The sequence below is a fragment of the Phreatobacter sp. AB_2022a genome, assembly GCF_026847585.1.
In the GTDB taxonomy this organism is placed as follows: Bacteria; Pseudomonadota; Alphaproteobacteria; order Rhizobiales; family Phreatobacteraceae; genus Phreatobacter.
This window is the reverse complement of record NZ_JAPSET010000032.1, coordinates 65,279-80,434: the sequence shown is the minus strand read 5'-3', so window position 1 is coordinate 80,434 and position 15,156 is coordinate 65,279. Positions and strand designations below refer to the sequence as shown.

Here is a 15,156-nt window from a genome sequence, read left to right as displayed (position 1 = left end):
CTCCCCACGCAGATGCGCGAGCTGCGAAAGCGCGCCCGCCACAACGCCCGAAGCAGCGATCGTTCCGCTCCGCTCCCAACGCCCGGCCCCGGCAGGACACGCGTCCAGTCCCGGAACCGGCCTTGCGAGGAGCGATCGGCTCCGGACGGTCGACCGGCCCCGGAGAATTTGCTCCTCGCGCCGTCCCGCCATCTGCGGCCGCCGGTCAGACCGCCCGAACCTCCGCAAGCCGCTTGCGCGAATATTCGTCATCCCAGCAGACGGCGGCTTGCCACGCGGCCGATGCCTGCGCGGCGGCGTCATGGGCCTCGGCATCGAGGCCAGCGGCGTTGTGCGGCAGTGCCAGGTCAAGGTCGGGGATGTCGACATGCGACTCGTCCCAGTCGATCAGCGCGACCCGATCAGCGGTCATGCGGATGTTGCGCGGATTGGGATCGCCGTGGACAACGCATGTTGGGCGTCCGCTGAGCCGTGCCCACGCCGCCCGGCATCGCGCGACGCCATCAGGCGGCATGGCGCGGAGGTCGATCCGCGTCCCGGCCTCGGCGCGCAGGAGGTCGGTCGAGGACCGCCAGCCAGGACGCTGCGGCCAGCCCCGCGTCAGCCGATGCACCTGACGGAGCGTCTCGGCCACACGGCGCCAGTCGGTCTCCGTCTCAGGCGGCTCGCCCACCACATAGGTCATGACCATCAGGCCGTCCGCGAACAGCCGGCCATCCATCGTCGCGATCGGCACCGGCACGGCCAGGCCTTCACGGTCGAGATGCTGCAGGAGCGCGGTCTCCCAGGCGAGATCGGCGTCGCTCCTGGCACCGAGACGGCCGACCGCGAGGCGCCCGCGGACGCGCACGCTCCATACGTCGTTGGCCACTCCGCCGGAGAGCCGTTCCATGCGGACGGCGTCTTCGGCCCATCGCCCGAGTGCTTCCCATCCCACCGGCAACATCCTCGATCAACCCGATTGGCGCTCGACCTTAGCGGAGTCCATGGCAACCGCCGACCGTCGGTCGCGGTCCGTGCCGGCGTCAGTTCCGGATCGCCGGCGACAAAAGAGGGCTGCGAGAGCGGTCGATCCGAAACGCGGCAAGGACGGCGCGATGCGACCTCACGGCTGGGAGCACTCCAAGATGACGGCTGCCGGCGGCGGGGCGTTCCCGCCAAGGGCGCCGGTCATGTCGGCGAACAGCAAGGGTCGCTATGCCAAGGTCGTCGGACCACGACGGTTGGCGGAGGACGACAATGCTCGAATCCGACAAGGCCTTCGCCGGCTCGATCCCGGAAAGCTACGACCGCCACATGGTGCCGCTGATCTTCGAGCCCTATGCCGGTGATCTCGCGCAGCGGGCCGCGGCGCTCCTGCCCGGCGCCGTTCTCGAGGTCGCGGCGGGCACCGGGGTCGTCACCCGGTCCCTGGCGCCGAAGCTGGCGCCCGATGCGCGCTATGTCGTCACCGACCTCAACCAGCCGATGCTCGACTATGCCGCTTCACGGCAGCCGGCCGATAGCCGCATCGCGTGGCGACAGGCGGATGCCCTGGCGCTGCCCTTCGGCGATGGAACCTTCGACCTCGTCTGCTGCCAATTCGGCGCGATGTTCTTCCCCGATCGTCCGGCGGCCTATCGCGAGGCAAGGCGCGTCCTGAAGCCTGGCGGATGCTTCCTGTTCAGCGTCTGGGACCGCATTGAGGAGAATGAATTCGCCGACGACGTGACCCATGCGCTGGCAAGGTTGTTTCCGCAGGATCCGCCGCGCTTCCTGGCACGCACGCCGCACGGCTATCACGACAAGGCGCTGATCGAACGCGACCTTGGCGCGGCCGGCTTTTCCCGTATCGCGATCGAGACGCGGGCCGAACGGAGCCATGCGGCCTCGCCGCGCGTTCCGGCGGTGGCCTATTGCCATGGAACGGTTCTCCGCACCGAAATCGAGGCGCGCGGCGCGGGACAGCTGGAGGCGGCAACCGACCATGCCGCGTCGGCGATCGCCGCAAGGCACGGCCAGGGCCCGATCGCCGCAAAGATCCAGGCGCATATCATCACGGCCGCCATCTGACGTATCGGCGGTCGAATGATCGCGCGGATCGCGGGGCAGCCGGCCGCGCCTGGCCACGTCCTGCGGCCAGCGCCGATCGCCGCGGCGGGGCCATTCCCGTTCCCGCGGGCTCCGGCGCAGGCGGAACAGCCCGCGGGGCGTCACACGCCCAGCAGGTCGCCGAAGTTCATCCAGTGCGAGGTGGTCAGCCAGCCGGCATCGACGGGGATCGACGCGCCCGTCACGGCGCTCGCATCGTCCGACATGAGGAAGCTCGCCACCGATGCGATCTCGTCGATCTCGACGAGCCGTCCCATGGCGGTCGCCTTTTCGATGGCGCCGATGTCGCGCTTTCCGCTGGCGATCTTGTCGCGCAGGATCGGCGTCAGCGTGAAGCCGGGCGCGATCGCATTGACCCGGATGCCGGCGCGGCCGAGCTCCCCGGCCGTGAGCGTCGTCAATGCGCCGAGCGCGACCTTGGTCGGCGCATAGGCGTGCAGCGGCAGCGGACGCAGCGCGTTGATCGAGGTGATGTTGACGATCGCGCCGCCCCCGGCCGCGCTCATCATCGGCGCGAAGACCCGGGTGCAGGCGACGGCACCGAAATAGTTGACGTCCCAGATCCGCCGCTGCGCCATCTCGTCCATGGCCATGAACGAGGCGACGTCCTGCAGCAGGCCGGCCGCGTTGACGAGGCCAGCGACCGCGATCCCGTCCCCGGCAAGCTTCGCCGCGACATTGCCGACGTCGTCGGCCCTGGCGACATCGAGCGTCGTCGTCACGAGCCGGTCGTCTCCGTCGCGCCGCAGCGCTGCGAGGCTGTCGGCGCTCAGATCGGTGGCGACGACACGCCAGCCATCCGCCATCAGGCGCCGGGTTATGCCGCCGCCGATGCCGCCGGCGGCGCCGGTGACGATGATCGCGGCGCCGGCCCGGCGCTGCCTCGACATGTGGTTTCGGGAGACTTGGGTCGGCGACATCGTGCGGTTCCCTCCAAGGCGGCTGTGCCGCGGCAGTCGGTACGGTTCAGCGGTCGAAGATCTTGCCCGGATTCATGATGTTGTGCGGATCGAGCGAGGCCTTGAGCTGGCGCATGTAGCCGACCGTCGTGCCGAGCTCTTCCATCAGGAACCTCCGCTTGCCCTGGCCGATGCCGTGCTCGCCCGTGCAGGTGCCGTCCATGGCGATGGCGCGGCGGTTCAACCGGTCGATGAAGGCCTTGGTCCGCGCCATCTCCTCGGCATCGGCCGTATCGGCCATGATCGAGACGTGGAAGTTGCCGTCGCCGACATGGCCGACGATCGGCGCGACGAGGCCGGTCGCCTCGATATCGGCATGGGTCTCGACCATGCAGTCCGCCAGCCGCGAAATCGGCACGCAGACATCGGTCGCGATGAATTTCGCGCCGGGGCGGAGCTGCAGGCAGGCCCAGTAGACGTCGTGCCGGGCGGTCCAGAGGCGCGCACGCTCGTCGGGCCCGGAGGCATCGTCGAAGGATTCGCAGCCGAACTCGCCGGCGAGCTCGCGGAACAGCTCGACCTGCTCGGCCACGGCCTTCTCGGTGCCGCCGAACTCGACGAAGAGTGTCGGCTTTTCCGGCATGGCGAGCTTCGAATAGGCATTGCAGGCGCGGACCTGCACGCCGTCGAGAAGCTCGATGCGGGCCGGGGCGAGACCGTAACGAATGCTGGAAATGACCGCGTTGCAGGCGGCGGCGAGATCCGGAAAGGCACAGACGGCGACGGCGATCGCCGGCGGAATGCCATGCAGCCTGACCGTCAGCTCGGTGATGACGCCGAGCGTTCCCTCGGCGCCGACGAACAGCCGGGTCATGTCGTAGCCTGCCGAGGACTTGCGCGCGCGTGTGCCGGTCCTGCAGACGGTGCCGTCGGGCATCACCACGGTCAGCGCCAGGACGTTGTCCTTCATCGTGCCGTAGCGCACGGCGCTGGTGCCGGAGGCGCGCGTCGACGCCATGCCGCCGATCGAGGCGTCGGCTCCGGGGTCGATCGGGAAGTGCAGGCCGGTCGAGCGGAGATGGGTGTTGAGCTGCTTCCTGGTGACGCCGGCCTGCACCACGCAGTCCATGTCGTCCTCATTGACGGCGAGGATCGCGTTCATCCGGCTGAGATCGAGGCTGATGCCGCCCTGCGGCGCGTTGACGCCCGCCTCCAGCGACGTGCCGGTCCCGTAGGGGATCACCGGCACGGCGTGGGCCGCGCACAGGCTGACGACCTGCACGACATCGTCGGTGGATTCGGCAAAGAAGACGGCGTCGGGTGCTTCGACCGGGTGCCAGGACGTCGCGTTGGCGTGCTGCCGGCAGATGGTGTCGTTGCGCGAGAGCTGCTCGCCATAACGCTCGCTCAGGATCGAAACGACGGTGGCGATGCGTTCGCGCCCGGGCCCTGTTGAATCCATATGCGGTCTCTCGTTCATCATGGCTTTGGTTTTCGGCGGCGGCCGACCGGTCGGAACCGTCCGGCCGGCCTTCGTCGGACCTGTTTCACACGGCACCTTGCGCCGCTCCTGCAGGAGCCGCGGATACCGAGCCTATTCGGCTTTCGTCTGGTAGTGCGGGGCGAATGGGGGCGCCGCTTGGGCGAGCGGCCGCGCCCTGGAGCTCAGGAACGCGAAGATCACCACGCCATAGAGCGCGACCATGCCGCCGAGCACGCACATGCTGGCGCTGTAGTCGCCGAAATAGTCCTTCGCCCAGCCGTTGATGTAGGGCCCGACGAAACCGCCGAGATTGCCGACCGAATTGACCAGCGCAATGCCGGCCGCGGCGGCGGCGCCCGTGAGGAACAGGCTGGGCAGCGGCCAGAACAGGATGTTCGACGCCAGGATGCCGGAGGCGCCGACGCAGATGGCGATCATGCCGGCGAGCGGCGACTGCGAGAAACCAGCCATCGCGAGGCCGAGCCCGCCGATGCAGGCGGGAATGAGAATATGGAAGCGGCGCTCCTCCGTCCTGTCGGAATGCCAGCCATTGAGGACCATGGCGGCGCCGGCGCAGAAATAGGGGACCGCGGTCAGCAGCCCCGCCTGCGTGTTCGACAGGCCGCCAAATCCCTTGATGATCTGGGGCATCCACAAGGTGACGCCGAACAGGGCGCCGATATTGCAGAAGATCGCGAAGGCGAGCAGCAGCACCTTGCCGCTCATCAGGGTCTCCAGCACGCCGTAGCTCTTGACCTGTTCCTTTGCGGCGCGCTCGGCGGCAAGCGTGCGCACCAGCCAGTCCCGCTGCTCGTCGGTCAGCCAGCGCGCCTCCTCCGGCCCCCTGGTGAGGACACCGTAGGCGATGATGCCGACGACGACGGCGAGGCCGCCCTCGACAAGGAACATCCATTGCCAGTTCCGCAGCCCGGCAACCCCGCCCATGGTTTCGAGCAGCGCCGTGGAGACCGGCGCCCCGATCAGCACCGAGACCGGCAGGCCGAGGATGAACACCGCCGTGGCGCTGCCGAGCATGCGGGAAGGGAACCATTTGCTGAGATAGAAGACGATGCCGGGAAAGAAGCCGGCCTCGGCGGCGCCCAGCAGGAAGCGCATGACGTAAAACGAGTTCTCGTTGTAAACAAAGGCGAATCCTGCGGATATGAGGCCCCAGGTGATCATGATCCGGGGGATCCAGATGCGGGCGCCGACCTTGTGCAGGGCAAGGTTGCTCGGCACCTCGAAGACGAAATAGCCGATGGAGAAGATGCCCGCGCCGAAGCCGTAGACATAGGCGGTGAAGCCGAGATCGGCATTCATGTGCAGAGCGGCGAAGCCGACATTCACCCGGTCCAGGAAGGCCACGATGTAGCATAGGATCAGGAATGGCATGAGGCGCCAGTAGACGCGCTTGATCGTGTCGCGGCCGGTCGAATCCGAGACCATGGGAGTTCCCTCGAGCTTTGTGTTGTCGCCGATCTTTTCGGAGCCGCATGGCGGCCTGGCCGCGCGTGCCGCTTCGTGGCTTTGGACTGCGGGCGATCCCGGACGGTCTCGCCGCTGGCCGGGCAGCCGCTCCTCCTTTGCGGTTTCTTCCCGGCGGCTTAATTTCTAAACTAAACGTTTAGTTCATAAAATACGGTGCCCATGACGTCAATCGTGAAGCCATCCGAACCGGCAAAGGCGTCCCGCGGCCGCAAGCGCAGCGCGGAGGCGGAAAAGGCCGTGCTCGACGCCGCCTACGACCTGCTGCTGCACCAGGGGCTGCAGGCAACGACCGTCGAGGCGATCGCAACACGCGCCAAGGTCAGCAAGGCGACGATCTACAAATGGTGGCCGAACCGCGCCTCGGTCATCATGTCGGCCTTTCTGCGCGAGTCGCAGCATGCCCTGCCCTATCCGGAGGAGCTGGAGGCGGGAAGCATCTTCCACCGCCTCCATACGATGGCGATGGAATTCCAGGGAGCGACGGGGCGCATGATCGCCGCGCTCATCGCCGAGAGCCAGTCCGATCCGGAGATCGCCCAGGCCTTCCGGGACGGCTATGTGCTCGCGCGCCGGCGGCAAGGCATCGCGCTGGTGAGACGGGCGATCGACCGGAAGCTGATCAGGCCGGCGGATCCGGACGTCGTGCTCGATCTGCTCTACGCGCCGCTCTATTACCGGCTGCTCGTCGGCCACGGACCGCTCTCGGAAGCCTTCATCCGCGAGCATGTGACATTGGCGCTCGACGGCATCCTGCCGGCGGCGGGCCAGGTGTCGGCATCGACAGCGTCGCGGTCGCGGGCGAAGAAAACGCCATAGGCCGCTGCGGGCGCCGCTCGCGCCGGTTCGGGGGCTTGCGCGCGGCAATGGCGGTCTTTGTGAGGCCGCCGGCCGGCCGCGCTTCGTTTGAGCGCCAGGTATGCAGCGCTGTCTGCCCGCAAACCGCGTAGAAATCCGCCGATCCAACTTGCCCGGCATGGCAGGGGCAGGGAATCAGCGTGTAAACTCAAGATCTTCCCGCTGCTTCTGGCCTCAAGGAGAACCTCACGGCATGCCCGGCAAGGACATGCAGGCCGGGCGGCGGCTCACGCGCCCCGCCGCGCCGCGCTATCGGACCGTCGCGGACGCGCTGCGCCGGGATATTGCGGCGGGCGTGCCGGCGGTTGGCGACATGTTGCCGACGGAAGACGAACTCTGCCGAACCTTCGGCGTCAGCCGCCACACGATCCGGATCGCGCTCGACGCGCTCAAGGCCGAGGGGCTCATCCGCTCGCGCCAGGGCGCAGGCTCGCGTGTCATCCGGCGCGTGCCGCAGGTCCACTACACCATCACCGTATCGTCGCTGGAGGAACTCATCCAGTATACGACCGAGGTTCACTACACCGTGACCCGTTTCGCCTTCGTGGTGGCGGATGCCAAGCTCGCGGAGCGGCTCGGCTGCCGCGCGGGCGAGCGCTGGCTGCGGACCGAGGGGCTCAGCACGATGGGCGCCGGCGGCGAGCCGATCTGCTGGACGGAGGTCTTCGTTCATCCGGACTATGCCGGCATAGCGCCGCGGCTCAGCGGCCGCGACGGCCCGATCTATGCCGTCATCGAGGCGATGTATCAGGTCACGATCGGCGAGGTGCATCAGGCTCTGCGGGTGGCCGCCATGCCGCGCGAGACGGCGGCGCTGCTCGCGAGCGAGCCCGGTGGCATGGCCATCGAGATCAGCCGCTTCTACCGGCTGGACGATGGCCGGATGGCGCAGGTCGCGGTCAACCTGCATCCGGCGGAACGGTTCCGGTACGAGCTGACCCTGCGGCGGCGCAACTGAGGCCTGCTCTCGCGCCCGGTCGCCGGCAATGCTGCGGTAATGTGCAGCGCCGATGCAGCCGCCATGGTTTCGTCCGCACGATGTCCGGCCGGCGCGACCGCCGCCGCGCGGGACGATGGGCTCGACCTCCTGCGCGGCGCCGCGGTCCTGCTCGTCGTTCTCTTTCACATCGCGCTGCGCCTGCCGGTCGAGGCGACGACGGCGGGCCGGCTCCTGCCGCACGGGGTCTTCAGCGTCCTGTTCCGCAGCGGCTATTACGCGGTGGTCGTCTTCTTCGTCATTTCCGGCTATCTGATCACGACGTCCGCGCTCGGCCGCTGGGGCGCGCTCGGCCGTATCGCGCCGGGCCGCTTCTACGGACTGCGGCTCGCGCGCATCGGCCCCTGCCTTGCGGCGCTCGTCGCGCTGCTCGTCGTGCTGCATCTCCTCGGCATCGAGGGGTTCGTGGTCACGACCGTGCCGCTCGGCCGGGCCGTGCTGGCGGCGGCGACCTTCCACGTCAACTGGCTGGAGGCCCAGACCGGCTATCTGCCCGGGGCCTGGGATGTGCTCTGGTCGCTGTCGGTGGAGGAGGGCTTCTATCTCCTCTTTCCGCTGGCGTGCCGCCTGCCCGGACGCAGGACCTTCGTCGCGCTGCTGTTCGTCTTCATCATGGCTGGCCCGATCGCCCGCGCCGGCCTGACCGACAACGAGATCTGGGCCGACAAGGCCTATCTCTCCGGCGCCGACGCCATCGCCTTCGGCTGCCTTGCCGCGCTCGCCCGACGCAGGATCGTGGCGAACAGACGCCTGGCGCGCCGCTGCCTCGCCCTTGCGAGCATTGGCATCACGCTCGTCTTCGTGTTCCGCCGCGAGGCGGCGGCGCTGGGTCTCGCCGCCACCGGGCTGAACGTCACCGTACTCGCTGCCGGCATCGCACTGCTCCTCGCGGCGCGGCCGGCGGCATGGGCGGTCGCGGCAGGACCGTGGGTTTGGCTCGGCCGGCCGCTGCGCGGGCTCGGCCGCAATTCCTACGAGGTCTATCTCAGCCACATGCTCGTCATCACGCCGCTCGCGCCCTGGTTCGCCCGCTTCGGCCAGCCGGATCTTGCCGTGCCCTTAGGCTTCGTCGTCCTCGTCATCCTCGGCGGGCTCGCCGGCGCGCTCATCGCCCGCCATCTGTCGGAGCCGCTGAATCTGGCGATCAGGCGGCGGCTCGCACCGGCGCCGGCGCGTACGGCATTCGGAGCGGATCGCGCCTGAGCAGCCGGCATGGCGGGACGAACGGCGGCCGCGGGCCGCGGTGCAACGAAAAAGCCCCACTTCGTGGGGGCGAAGTGGGGCAGATCGGGAGGAAGAAACCGCAAGTCGCGGCCGTCGGGCATGCGAGACCTAGCAGAGATCAACTGAGAATCAGCTGACATAAGACAAGGCCTAATACCGAACTTGCACAGTTTGTCGGCGAAAAGCAAGAACCTCAGGCATGCACGGGGAAAAGGCAGGTGAGCGTCCATCGCTCACCGGTCGTCGGTTCGTGATGCCGGGTGCCGGTCACTTGGTGCCGGTCACTTGGTGCCGAACATGCGGTCGCCGGCATCGCCGAGGCCCGGCACGATATAGCCGTGATCGTTCAGGTGGCTGTCGATCGAGGCCGTCCAGATCGGCACTTCCGGATGATGGCCGTGGAAATTGGCGATGCCCTCCGGGGCGGCGAGCAGGCAGACGAAGCGCAGATTGTTGACGCCGCGCTCCTTCAGGCGTTCGACCGCGGCGATGGCGGAATTGGCGGTCGCAAGCATCGGGTCGGTGACGATGACGAGGCGCTCGGCAACGTCCTCCGGCGCCTTGAAGTAGTATTCGACGGCAGTGAGCGTCTGCGGGTCGCGGTAGAGGCCGATATGGGCGACGCGCGCCGAGGGCACGAGCTCCAGCATGCCGTCCATGAAGCCGAGGCCGGCGCGCAGGATCGGCGCGAAGACCAGCTTCTTGCCGCCGATCTGCGGCGCCATCATCGCGCCGAGAGGGGTCTCGATCTCCACCTGCTGCAGCGGCAGGTCGCGGGTGACCTCGTAGCAGAGCAGCATGCCGATCTCGTGCAGCAGCTGCCGGAACCCCTTGGTCGACCGGTTCTTGTCGCGCATCAGGGTCAGCTTGTGCTGCACCAGCGGATGATCGACCACAGTCACATTGTTCATCTCAACCCCTCCCGGTCTTTCGCCGGCTCACTGCAAGCCATGTTCAGAAAACGGTGCCGTCGCTGACGACCCGGATCGGCGGTCCGCCATCGCTGCGCTTCTCGCGGGCGAGCCGGCGTCCGGCGGACCAGGTGCCGCCCTCGAGGACGCGGGCCAGTGGAAAGGCCTCGGCCGCAAGGCCGAGCCGTTCGCGCACGAGCGGAGCGATGCGGTCGAGCAGGGCGACGGTCAGGCCGCGCCACTCGACGACCAGCGTCGAATCGACGGTGTTGGCCGCCTCGGCCGCTGCGGGGTCGCGCAGGCCGAGCACGCCCATGTCGACGAACAGGCCGCCGTTGCGATATTCCGGCAGCCCGGTCAGCCCGTCGATGCCGGTGACCGCCAGCCCGCTCCATTCGAGCGGCTCAATCAGCGAATAGGAAAGCCACTGCGACAGCTTGTGGAACGGGATCAGCCCGTCCGAGGCGTCGCCCGCGGTCATCAGCGGATGACGCCAGGTGTCGCCGAGGGCAATGCCGCCGAGCGTGATGCGGCTCGGCCAGATCGGGCCGAGATGGGCGAGCACGGCGGCGAGGATGGCCGAGGCCGGCAGCCGGCCCGCTTCCGCCCTGGCGACGAGATGATCGAACAGCCCGCCCGGGCGCGGCGTGTCGTTCATGCCGAACACGGCGGGATTGGCGGCGGCGGCCTGGCCGAGCCGGCTGAGCAGCTGGGCGCGGCCGTCGACGCCGACGAGCGGATTGTCGTCGCCCGCCTGGAAGCCGCGGGCGATGTCGGCCGGCCCGATGGCGGCGAGCCTTGCCGCGTCGACCCGCAGGCTCCTGCCGTCATCGGCGAAGGCGCCGGCCTCGGCCATGCGGAGCGAGGCGACCGCCAGCCCTTCCGACTTCGACATGTCGAGCCCGGTCGCGGCGTCGCGGTAGCGCCAGCCCATGCCGGCGCCGGCATCGAGCAGGACCGAGACGATGGCGAGATCGAAGGCGGTGCGGCCGCGCTCCGCCGGGTCGGCGATGGCGCCGAGCGCCTCGCGGCCGAGATCGCGGCCGCCGGCGACGAAGTGGCGCCAGCGCGCGTGGAACGGCACGTCGAGGCTCGGATAGTTGGCGCGGATCACCTCGACCACCAGGTCGGCGGCGGCCGGCAGGCGGTCCATGTCGACGGTGAAGGCCGCAAGCCGGCCGTCGAGCCCGAGATCCAGCATCCGCCCGGCGCGCTCGCGCACGGCCGAAGCGGTCAGGAGCGAACGGGCGGCGCGCGGCGCGTCGAGCTGTGCAAATGCCATGTGCTGGATATCTTCCTCAGAAATCTTCGATCTTGCGGCCGACCACCTTGGCGAGGTCGTCCTTGCTCGGCGGCAGGCTCGGCGTGAAATAGCCGGCGGCCTTCTTCGCCTCCATCTCCACCGAGGCGTCCTGCGGCACGAGGCCGTCGGGGATCGGAACGCGCTCGACGACGTCGATGCCGGCCTCGACCAGGGCATCGTATTTCATGTTCGACATGGACATGAAACGGTCGATGCGGCGGATGCCGAGCCAGTGCATGACGTCGGGCATGAGCTGCTGGAAGCGGGCGTCCTGGACGCCGGCGACGCATTCGGTCCGCTCGAAATAGGTCGCCGCCTGGTCGCCGCCTTCCTGGCGCTTGCGGGCATTGTAGACCAGGAACTTGGTGACCTCGCCGAGCGCCCGGCCTTCCTTGCGGTTATAGGCGACGAAGCCGACCCCGCCCTTCTGGGCGTCGCGCGCGGCCTCCTCGATGCCGTGGACGAGATAGGGGCGGCAGGTGCAGATGTCGGAGCCGAACACGTCCGAGCCGTTGCATTCGTCGTGCAGCCGGCCCGAAATGAAGGTCGCGGGATCGCCGAGCTTGGCGACGTCGCCGAACAGATAGACCGTGGTGTTGCCGATGGGCGGCAGGAACACGCTGAGGTCGGGGCGGGTGACGAGCTCGGGATACATGCCGCCGGTCTGCTCGAACAAGGTGCGGCGCAGGTTGGTCTCCGAGGTGCCGAAGCGCTCGGCGATGCCGGGCAGGTACCAGACCGGGTCGATGGCGATCTTGACGCAGGCAATGTCGCCGCTCTCGCGCACGATCGTGCCGTCGACCTTCAGCCGCTTGCCGATATCGTCCTTGAGCTCGGGCAGGGTCAGCCGTGCCTTGGTGATGGCGATCGAGGGGCGGATGTCGACGCCCTCGGCGATCTCCTTGGCGAAGGCCTGGCCGACCGTGTGGCCGAACGGGTCGATCGAGACGATGCGTCCGGGCTCCGACCATTGCGGGAAGGGGCCGATCTCGACCACGGGATGGGTGTTGGTGAGATCCGGCCGCTGGATCGGATTGAGCGCGCCGGCCGAGACGGCGAGGGCACGGTAGAGCGCATAGGAGCCGCCATGGGTGCCGATGGCGTTGCGGTCGGGGCCGGCATTGACGGTGGCGACGACGGGGCCGCGTCGCTCGGCCGTTTCGGCTCCCCAGTTGATCTTGAAGCGTGACGGCGTGCCGGCGCCGGGATGCGAGGTGAGCCGGATATGGCTCGACTTGTTGACGCTCATCCTGTCCTCGATGGCCTCATGGCCTGGAACGGATACGGCCCCCCGTCGGGATTGGCGGAGGGCCGTCAATGAGCAATTGATGATGGCCCAGGATGTTGAAAGCCGCAAGACATTGCGTCAACCGGCCGGCGGCAACGGTAATCACGAGCCATCACAATGTCTTGCGTGAGCGGACGGCGCGCTCGACGCGGCTCTGATCGGCGCCCGCGTCCTGCAGTTCCTTGCGGAATACGTCGCGCCGTTCGTGCACCGAAGCGATCACCAGGCCGGCGGGCACGCCGAGGTCGAACAGCACGGCCTCGGAGAGCTGCAGGCTCGCCTCGATCGTTTCGGGCACCGCATCGGTGACGCCGAGCTTGTAGAGCGCCTTGGCGTGATCGGCGTCGCGCGCGCGGGCGATGATGGTGAGATCCGGCCGGATGGTCTTGGCGAGCGAGGCGATCTCGTCGATGGCGCCGGCCGTGTGCACGGTCAGCACCAGGGCGGCGGCCTCGCGCAGGCCGCAGGATTCCAGGAAGGCGCGGTTGGTGGCGTCGCCGTAATAGACCTCGTGGCCCGAGCGCCGGAGATCGGCAATCTCGCGCGCGTCGCTGTCGACGGCGATGAACGGCACCTTGTGGCGCTTGAGCATTTCGCAGACGAGTTGGCCGACCCGGCCATAGCCGACCACGACGACCCGTTTGTCGGCGGTGGTGGGCGGCGTCACCAGCAGGGCCGGGTCGACCGCCGCCACCGGCTTCATCCGGTCGGCGAAGCGGCCGCCGAGCGCGTCGAGCAGCGGCACCATGGCCATGCTGACCGCGGTCAGCGTCGTGATGAAGCCGGCGGTCTCGTGCGAGACGACCCCGGCATCGGTCGCGAGGTTCATGGTGACGAAGGCGAACTCGCCGGCCGGGCCGAGCAGCAGGGCGGTGCGCACCGCCACCGTCCAGCTCTGGCCGAAAGCCCTGACCAGCGGCAGGACGACGGACATCTTGAGGCCGACCAGCATCACCAGCGAGCCGACGAAGACGATCGGGCGGGTGGCGACCAGCGACAGGTCGATGGACAGGCCCACGGAGAAGAAGAAGACGCCGAGCAGCAGGGCCTTGAACGGCTCGAGCGTCGCTTCGATCGCGCGCCGGTATTCGGTCTCGGCCAGCAGCAGGCCGGCGACGAAGGCGCCGAGCGCCATCGAGACGCCGAAGGCGGCGGTCAGCGCGCCGGTGCCGATGGCGATCAGGACGGTCGCCGCCATGAACACTTCAGGGCCGTCGGCGGTGGCGACGAGGCGCAGGAAGGGGCGCAGCACGAGGCGTCCGAGCAGCACGACCAGGGTGATGGCGACGACGCCCTGGGCCACCGCTATGCCGAGGCCGATCAGGACCGAGCCGTTGCTGCGGCTCGCCAGCGCGCCGACCAGGAACAGCAGTGGGATGACCGCGAGGTCCTGCATCAGCAGGATGGCGAAGCTGGTGCGGCCAGTGGTGGAGGCGAGGCGCTTCTGCTCGGCGAGCTGTTCGACCACGATGGCGGTCGAGGACAGGGCGAGCGCGCCGCCGATCAGGGTCGCGGCTGCGACCGGCTGGCCGGCGAGCCAGGCGGCCAGCGCGATCAGGCTGGTCGAGCCGACCACCTGGGCGGTGCCGAGGCCGAGCACCAGGCGCCGCATGCGGGTCAGGCGCTCGTAGGACAGTTCCAGGCCGATCAGGAACAGCAGGAAGACGACGCCGAGCTCGGCGAAGACGGATATTTCCTTGCTGTTGGTGACCTCGATCCATTTCAGCCAGGGCACGGCCTCGGTCAGCCGGCCGATGCCGAAGGGGCCGAGCAATGCGCCGATGCCGAGGAAGCCGATCACCGAGCTGATGCCGAAGCGGGCGAGCACCGGAACGGTGACGGCCGTCGTCCCGAGAATGATCAGGACGTCCCGATAGGCCGCGAAATCGACACCGGCTGCCACGCGACCCTGATCCTCGCTTGTTCGAGTGATTCACTGATCTTTATGCATTCTTTATGTGGCCGCCGCCAGCGCCGATCATGGCGAGCGCAAGGCCTTTTCCGCCATCATCGGGCCGCGTTTCTGAACAGCTGTTAACACCATGACCGGACTGGTGAATTTTCCGGGGGTCGGAGGCTTAAAAAGGTCTTGCATGGGGGGCGGAATCTGTTATCTGTCGCCTCGCCCAATTTCGCACGTGCCTGTGGTTGCGTGCCGGTTGGTGGGCATCCGGACAAGAGGCCGGACAGCCGCCCGAAGGCTTGGGGATGCAGCGTCGGTTTTCCGGCTCGCATTCCAGGGGCGCCGCAAGGCGCGGGGCCTTCGATACCTAACCGGCAGCCGGAGGCAAACCGGCGAACTCTGCCCTCCGCAGAGGACGCGACTTGAAGCAACGACGATCGGGCTTTTTTGGTCTCAGCCGGTGTCCAGAGCCGGCGACTGAAGAGGCTTGTTCTTCTTGCCGGCCGTGCGGTTCGGGGTCTCCCCAAGCCAAGCGAAGGCGTCTTTGTTCAAACGCATCGGCCGATAGCGGCAGATGCGTCGAAAGGCGTCTCGGCGAACGTCATCGGGTTGCGACTGTGACCGGTGTTCCGTCTCCAAAGCGGACCCGGGAAGCTGCTCGTTCCCATGGGTTCCACCTTTCCGGGCCGGATGAGCGGCCTTCAGGGGAGGCTT

General features: G+C 68.3%; 12 protein-coding genes. 4 read left to right on the top strand and 8 right to left on the bottom strand.

Annotated elements, in window-relative coordinates; all coding sequences use genetic code 11:
* Positions 1–205 precede the first annotated feature (205 nt).
* Positions 206–937, bottom strand: coding sequence for a phosphotransferase (locus OZ671_RS21590; protein ID WP_268862629.1), 732 nt, complete (start codon positions 935–937; stop codon positions 206–208).
* 302 nt (positions 938–1,239) lie between these two features.
* On the opposite strand from OZ671_RS21590, the gene OZ671_RS21585 reads away from it, so the two are divergent.
* The gene (locus OZ671_RS21585) at positions 1,240–2,052 is read left to right on the top strand and encodes a class I SAM-dependent methyltransferase (protein WP_268862628.1); all 813 of its coding nucleotides are present in this window, start codon (positions 1,240–1,242) and stop codon (positions 2,050–2,052) included.
* 140 nt (positions 2,053–2,192) lie between these two features.
* On the opposite strand, the gene OZ671_RS21580 is transcribed toward OZ671_RS21585, so the two are convergent.
* The 3 genes from OZ671_RS21580 to OZ671_RS21570 form a co-directional block, all read right to left on the bottom strand.
* Positions 2,193–2,981 carry an SDR family NAD(P)-dependent oxidoreductase gene (locus tag OZ671_RS21580; protein WP_268862627.1) on the bottom strand — a complete coding sequence of 263 codons (789 nt, stop codon included), beginning with the start codon at positions 2,979–2,981 and terminating at the stop codon, positions 2,193–2,195.
* Positions 2,982–3,057: 76 nt separating this feature from the next.
* On the bottom strand, positions 3,058–4,452 hold the full coding sequence (locus tag OZ671_RS21575; protein ID WP_268862626.1) for an FAD-binding oxidoreductase: 1,395 nt from the start codon (positions 4,450–4,452) through the stop codon (positions 3,058–3,060).
* 132 nt (positions 4,453–4,584) lie between these two features.
* Positions 4,585–5,919, bottom strand: a complete 1,335-nt coding sequence (locus tag OZ671_RS21570) for an MFS transporter (RefSeq protein ID WP_103169347.1) — start codon at positions 5,917–5,919, stop codon at positions 4,585–4,587.
* A gap of 213 nt (positions 5,920–6,132) precedes the next feature.
* On the opposite strand from OZ671_RS21570, the gene OZ671_RS21565 reads away from it, so the two are divergent.
* The 3 genes from OZ671_RS21565 to OZ671_RS21555 all read left to right on the top strand — a co-directional run bounded on the left by OZ671_RS21565 (position 6,133) and on the right by OZ671_RS21555 (position 9,016).
* Positions 6,133–6,777, top strand: coding sequence for a TetR/AcrR family transcriptional regulator (locus OZ671_RS21565; RefSeq protein WP_268862625.1), 645 nt, complete (start codon positions 6,133–6,135; stop codon positions 6,775–6,777).
* Between the two features lie 232 nt (positions 6,778–7,009).
* Positions 7,010–7,774, top strand: a complete 765-nt coding sequence (locus OZ671_RS21560; protein ID WP_268862624.1) for a GntR family transcriptional regulator — start codon at positions 7,010–7,012, stop codon at positions 7,772–7,774.
* A 63-nt stretch (positions 7,775–7,837) separates the two neighbouring features.
* Positions 7,838–9,016 carry an acyltransferase family protein gene (locus OZ671_RS21555; RefSeq protein ID WP_268862623.1) on the top strand — a complete coding sequence of 393 codons (1,179 nt, stop codon included), beginning with the start codon at positions 7,838–7,840 and terminating at the stop codon, positions 9,014–9,016.
* 302 nt (positions 9,017–9,318) lie between these two features.
* On the opposite strand, the gene upp is transcribed toward OZ671_RS21555, so the two are convergent.
* The 4 genes from upp to OZ671_RS21535 all read right to left on the bottom strand — a co-directional run bounded on the left by upp (position 9,319) and on the right by OZ671_RS21535 (position 14,442).
* Positions 9,319–9,948 carry a uracil phosphoribosyltransferase gene (gene upp, locus OZ671_RS21550; RefSeq protein ID WP_038301274.1) on the bottom strand — a complete coding sequence of 210 codons (630 nt, stop codon included), beginning with the start codon at positions 9,946–9,948 and terminating at the stop codon, positions 9,319–9,321.
* Positions 9,949–9,991: 43 nt separating this feature from the next.
* A complete protein-coding gene (locus tag OZ671_RS21545) occupies positions 9,992–11,230 on the bottom strand; it encodes a URC4/urg3 family protein (protein ID WP_268862622.1) in 1,239 nt (412 codons plus the stop codon).
* A gap of 16 nt (positions 11,231–11,246) precedes the next feature.
* Positions 11,247–12,500 carry a GTP cyclohydrolase II gene (locus OZ671_RS21540; protein ID WP_268862621.1) on the bottom strand — a complete coding sequence of 418 codons (1,254 nt, stop codon included), beginning with the start codon at positions 12,498–12,500 and terminating at the stop codon, positions 11,247–11,249.
* A gap of 151 nt (positions 12,501–12,651) precedes the next feature.
* A complete protein-coding gene (locus OZ671_RS21535) occupies positions 12,652–14,442 on the bottom strand; it encodes a cation:proton antiporter domain-containing protein (protein ID WP_268862620.1) in 1,791 nt (596 codons plus the stop codon).
* Between the last annotated feature and the right edge of the window lie 714 nt (positions 14,443–15,156).

Bases quoted from the DNA above. Each gene is read 5' to 3' on its own strand.
- OZ671_RS21560 (WP_268862624.1), top strand. From the start codon at position 7,010: ATGCCCGGCAAGGACATGCAGGCCGGGCGGCGGCTCACGCGCCCCGCC.
- OZ671_RS21580 (WP_268862627.1), bottom strand. From the start codon at position 2,981: ATGTCGAGGCAGCGCCGGGCCGGCGCCGCGATCATCGTCACCGGCGCC.
- OZ671_RS21540 (WP_268862621.1), bottom strand. From the start codon at position 12,500: ATGAGCGTCAACAAGTCGAGCCATATCCGGCTCACCTCGCATCCCGGC.
- OZ671_RS21545 (WP_268862622.1), bottom strand. From the start codon at position 11,230: ATGGCATTTGCACAGCTCGACGCGCCGCGCGCCGCCCGTTCGCTCCTG.
- OZ671_RS21555 (WP_268862623.1), top strand. From the start codon at position 7,838: ATGGTTTCGTCCGCACGATGTCCGGCCGGCGCGACCGCCGCCGCGCGG.
- OZ671_RS21570 (WP_103169347.1), bottom strand. From the start codon at position 5,919: ATGGTCTCGGATTCGACCGGCCGCGACACGATCAAGCGCGTCTACTGG.
- upp (WP_038301274.1), bottom strand. From the start codon at position 9,948: ATGAACAATGTGACTGTGGTCGATCATCCGCTGGTGCAGCACAAGCTG.
- OZ671_RS21575 (WP_268862626.1), bottom strand. From the start codon at position 4,452: ATGGATTCAACAGGGCCCGGGCGCGAACGCATCGCCACCGTCGTTTCG.
- OZ671_RS21585 (WP_268862628.1), top strand. From the start codon at position 1,240: ATGCTCGAATCCGACAAGGCCTTCGCCGGCTCGATCCCGGAAAGCTAC.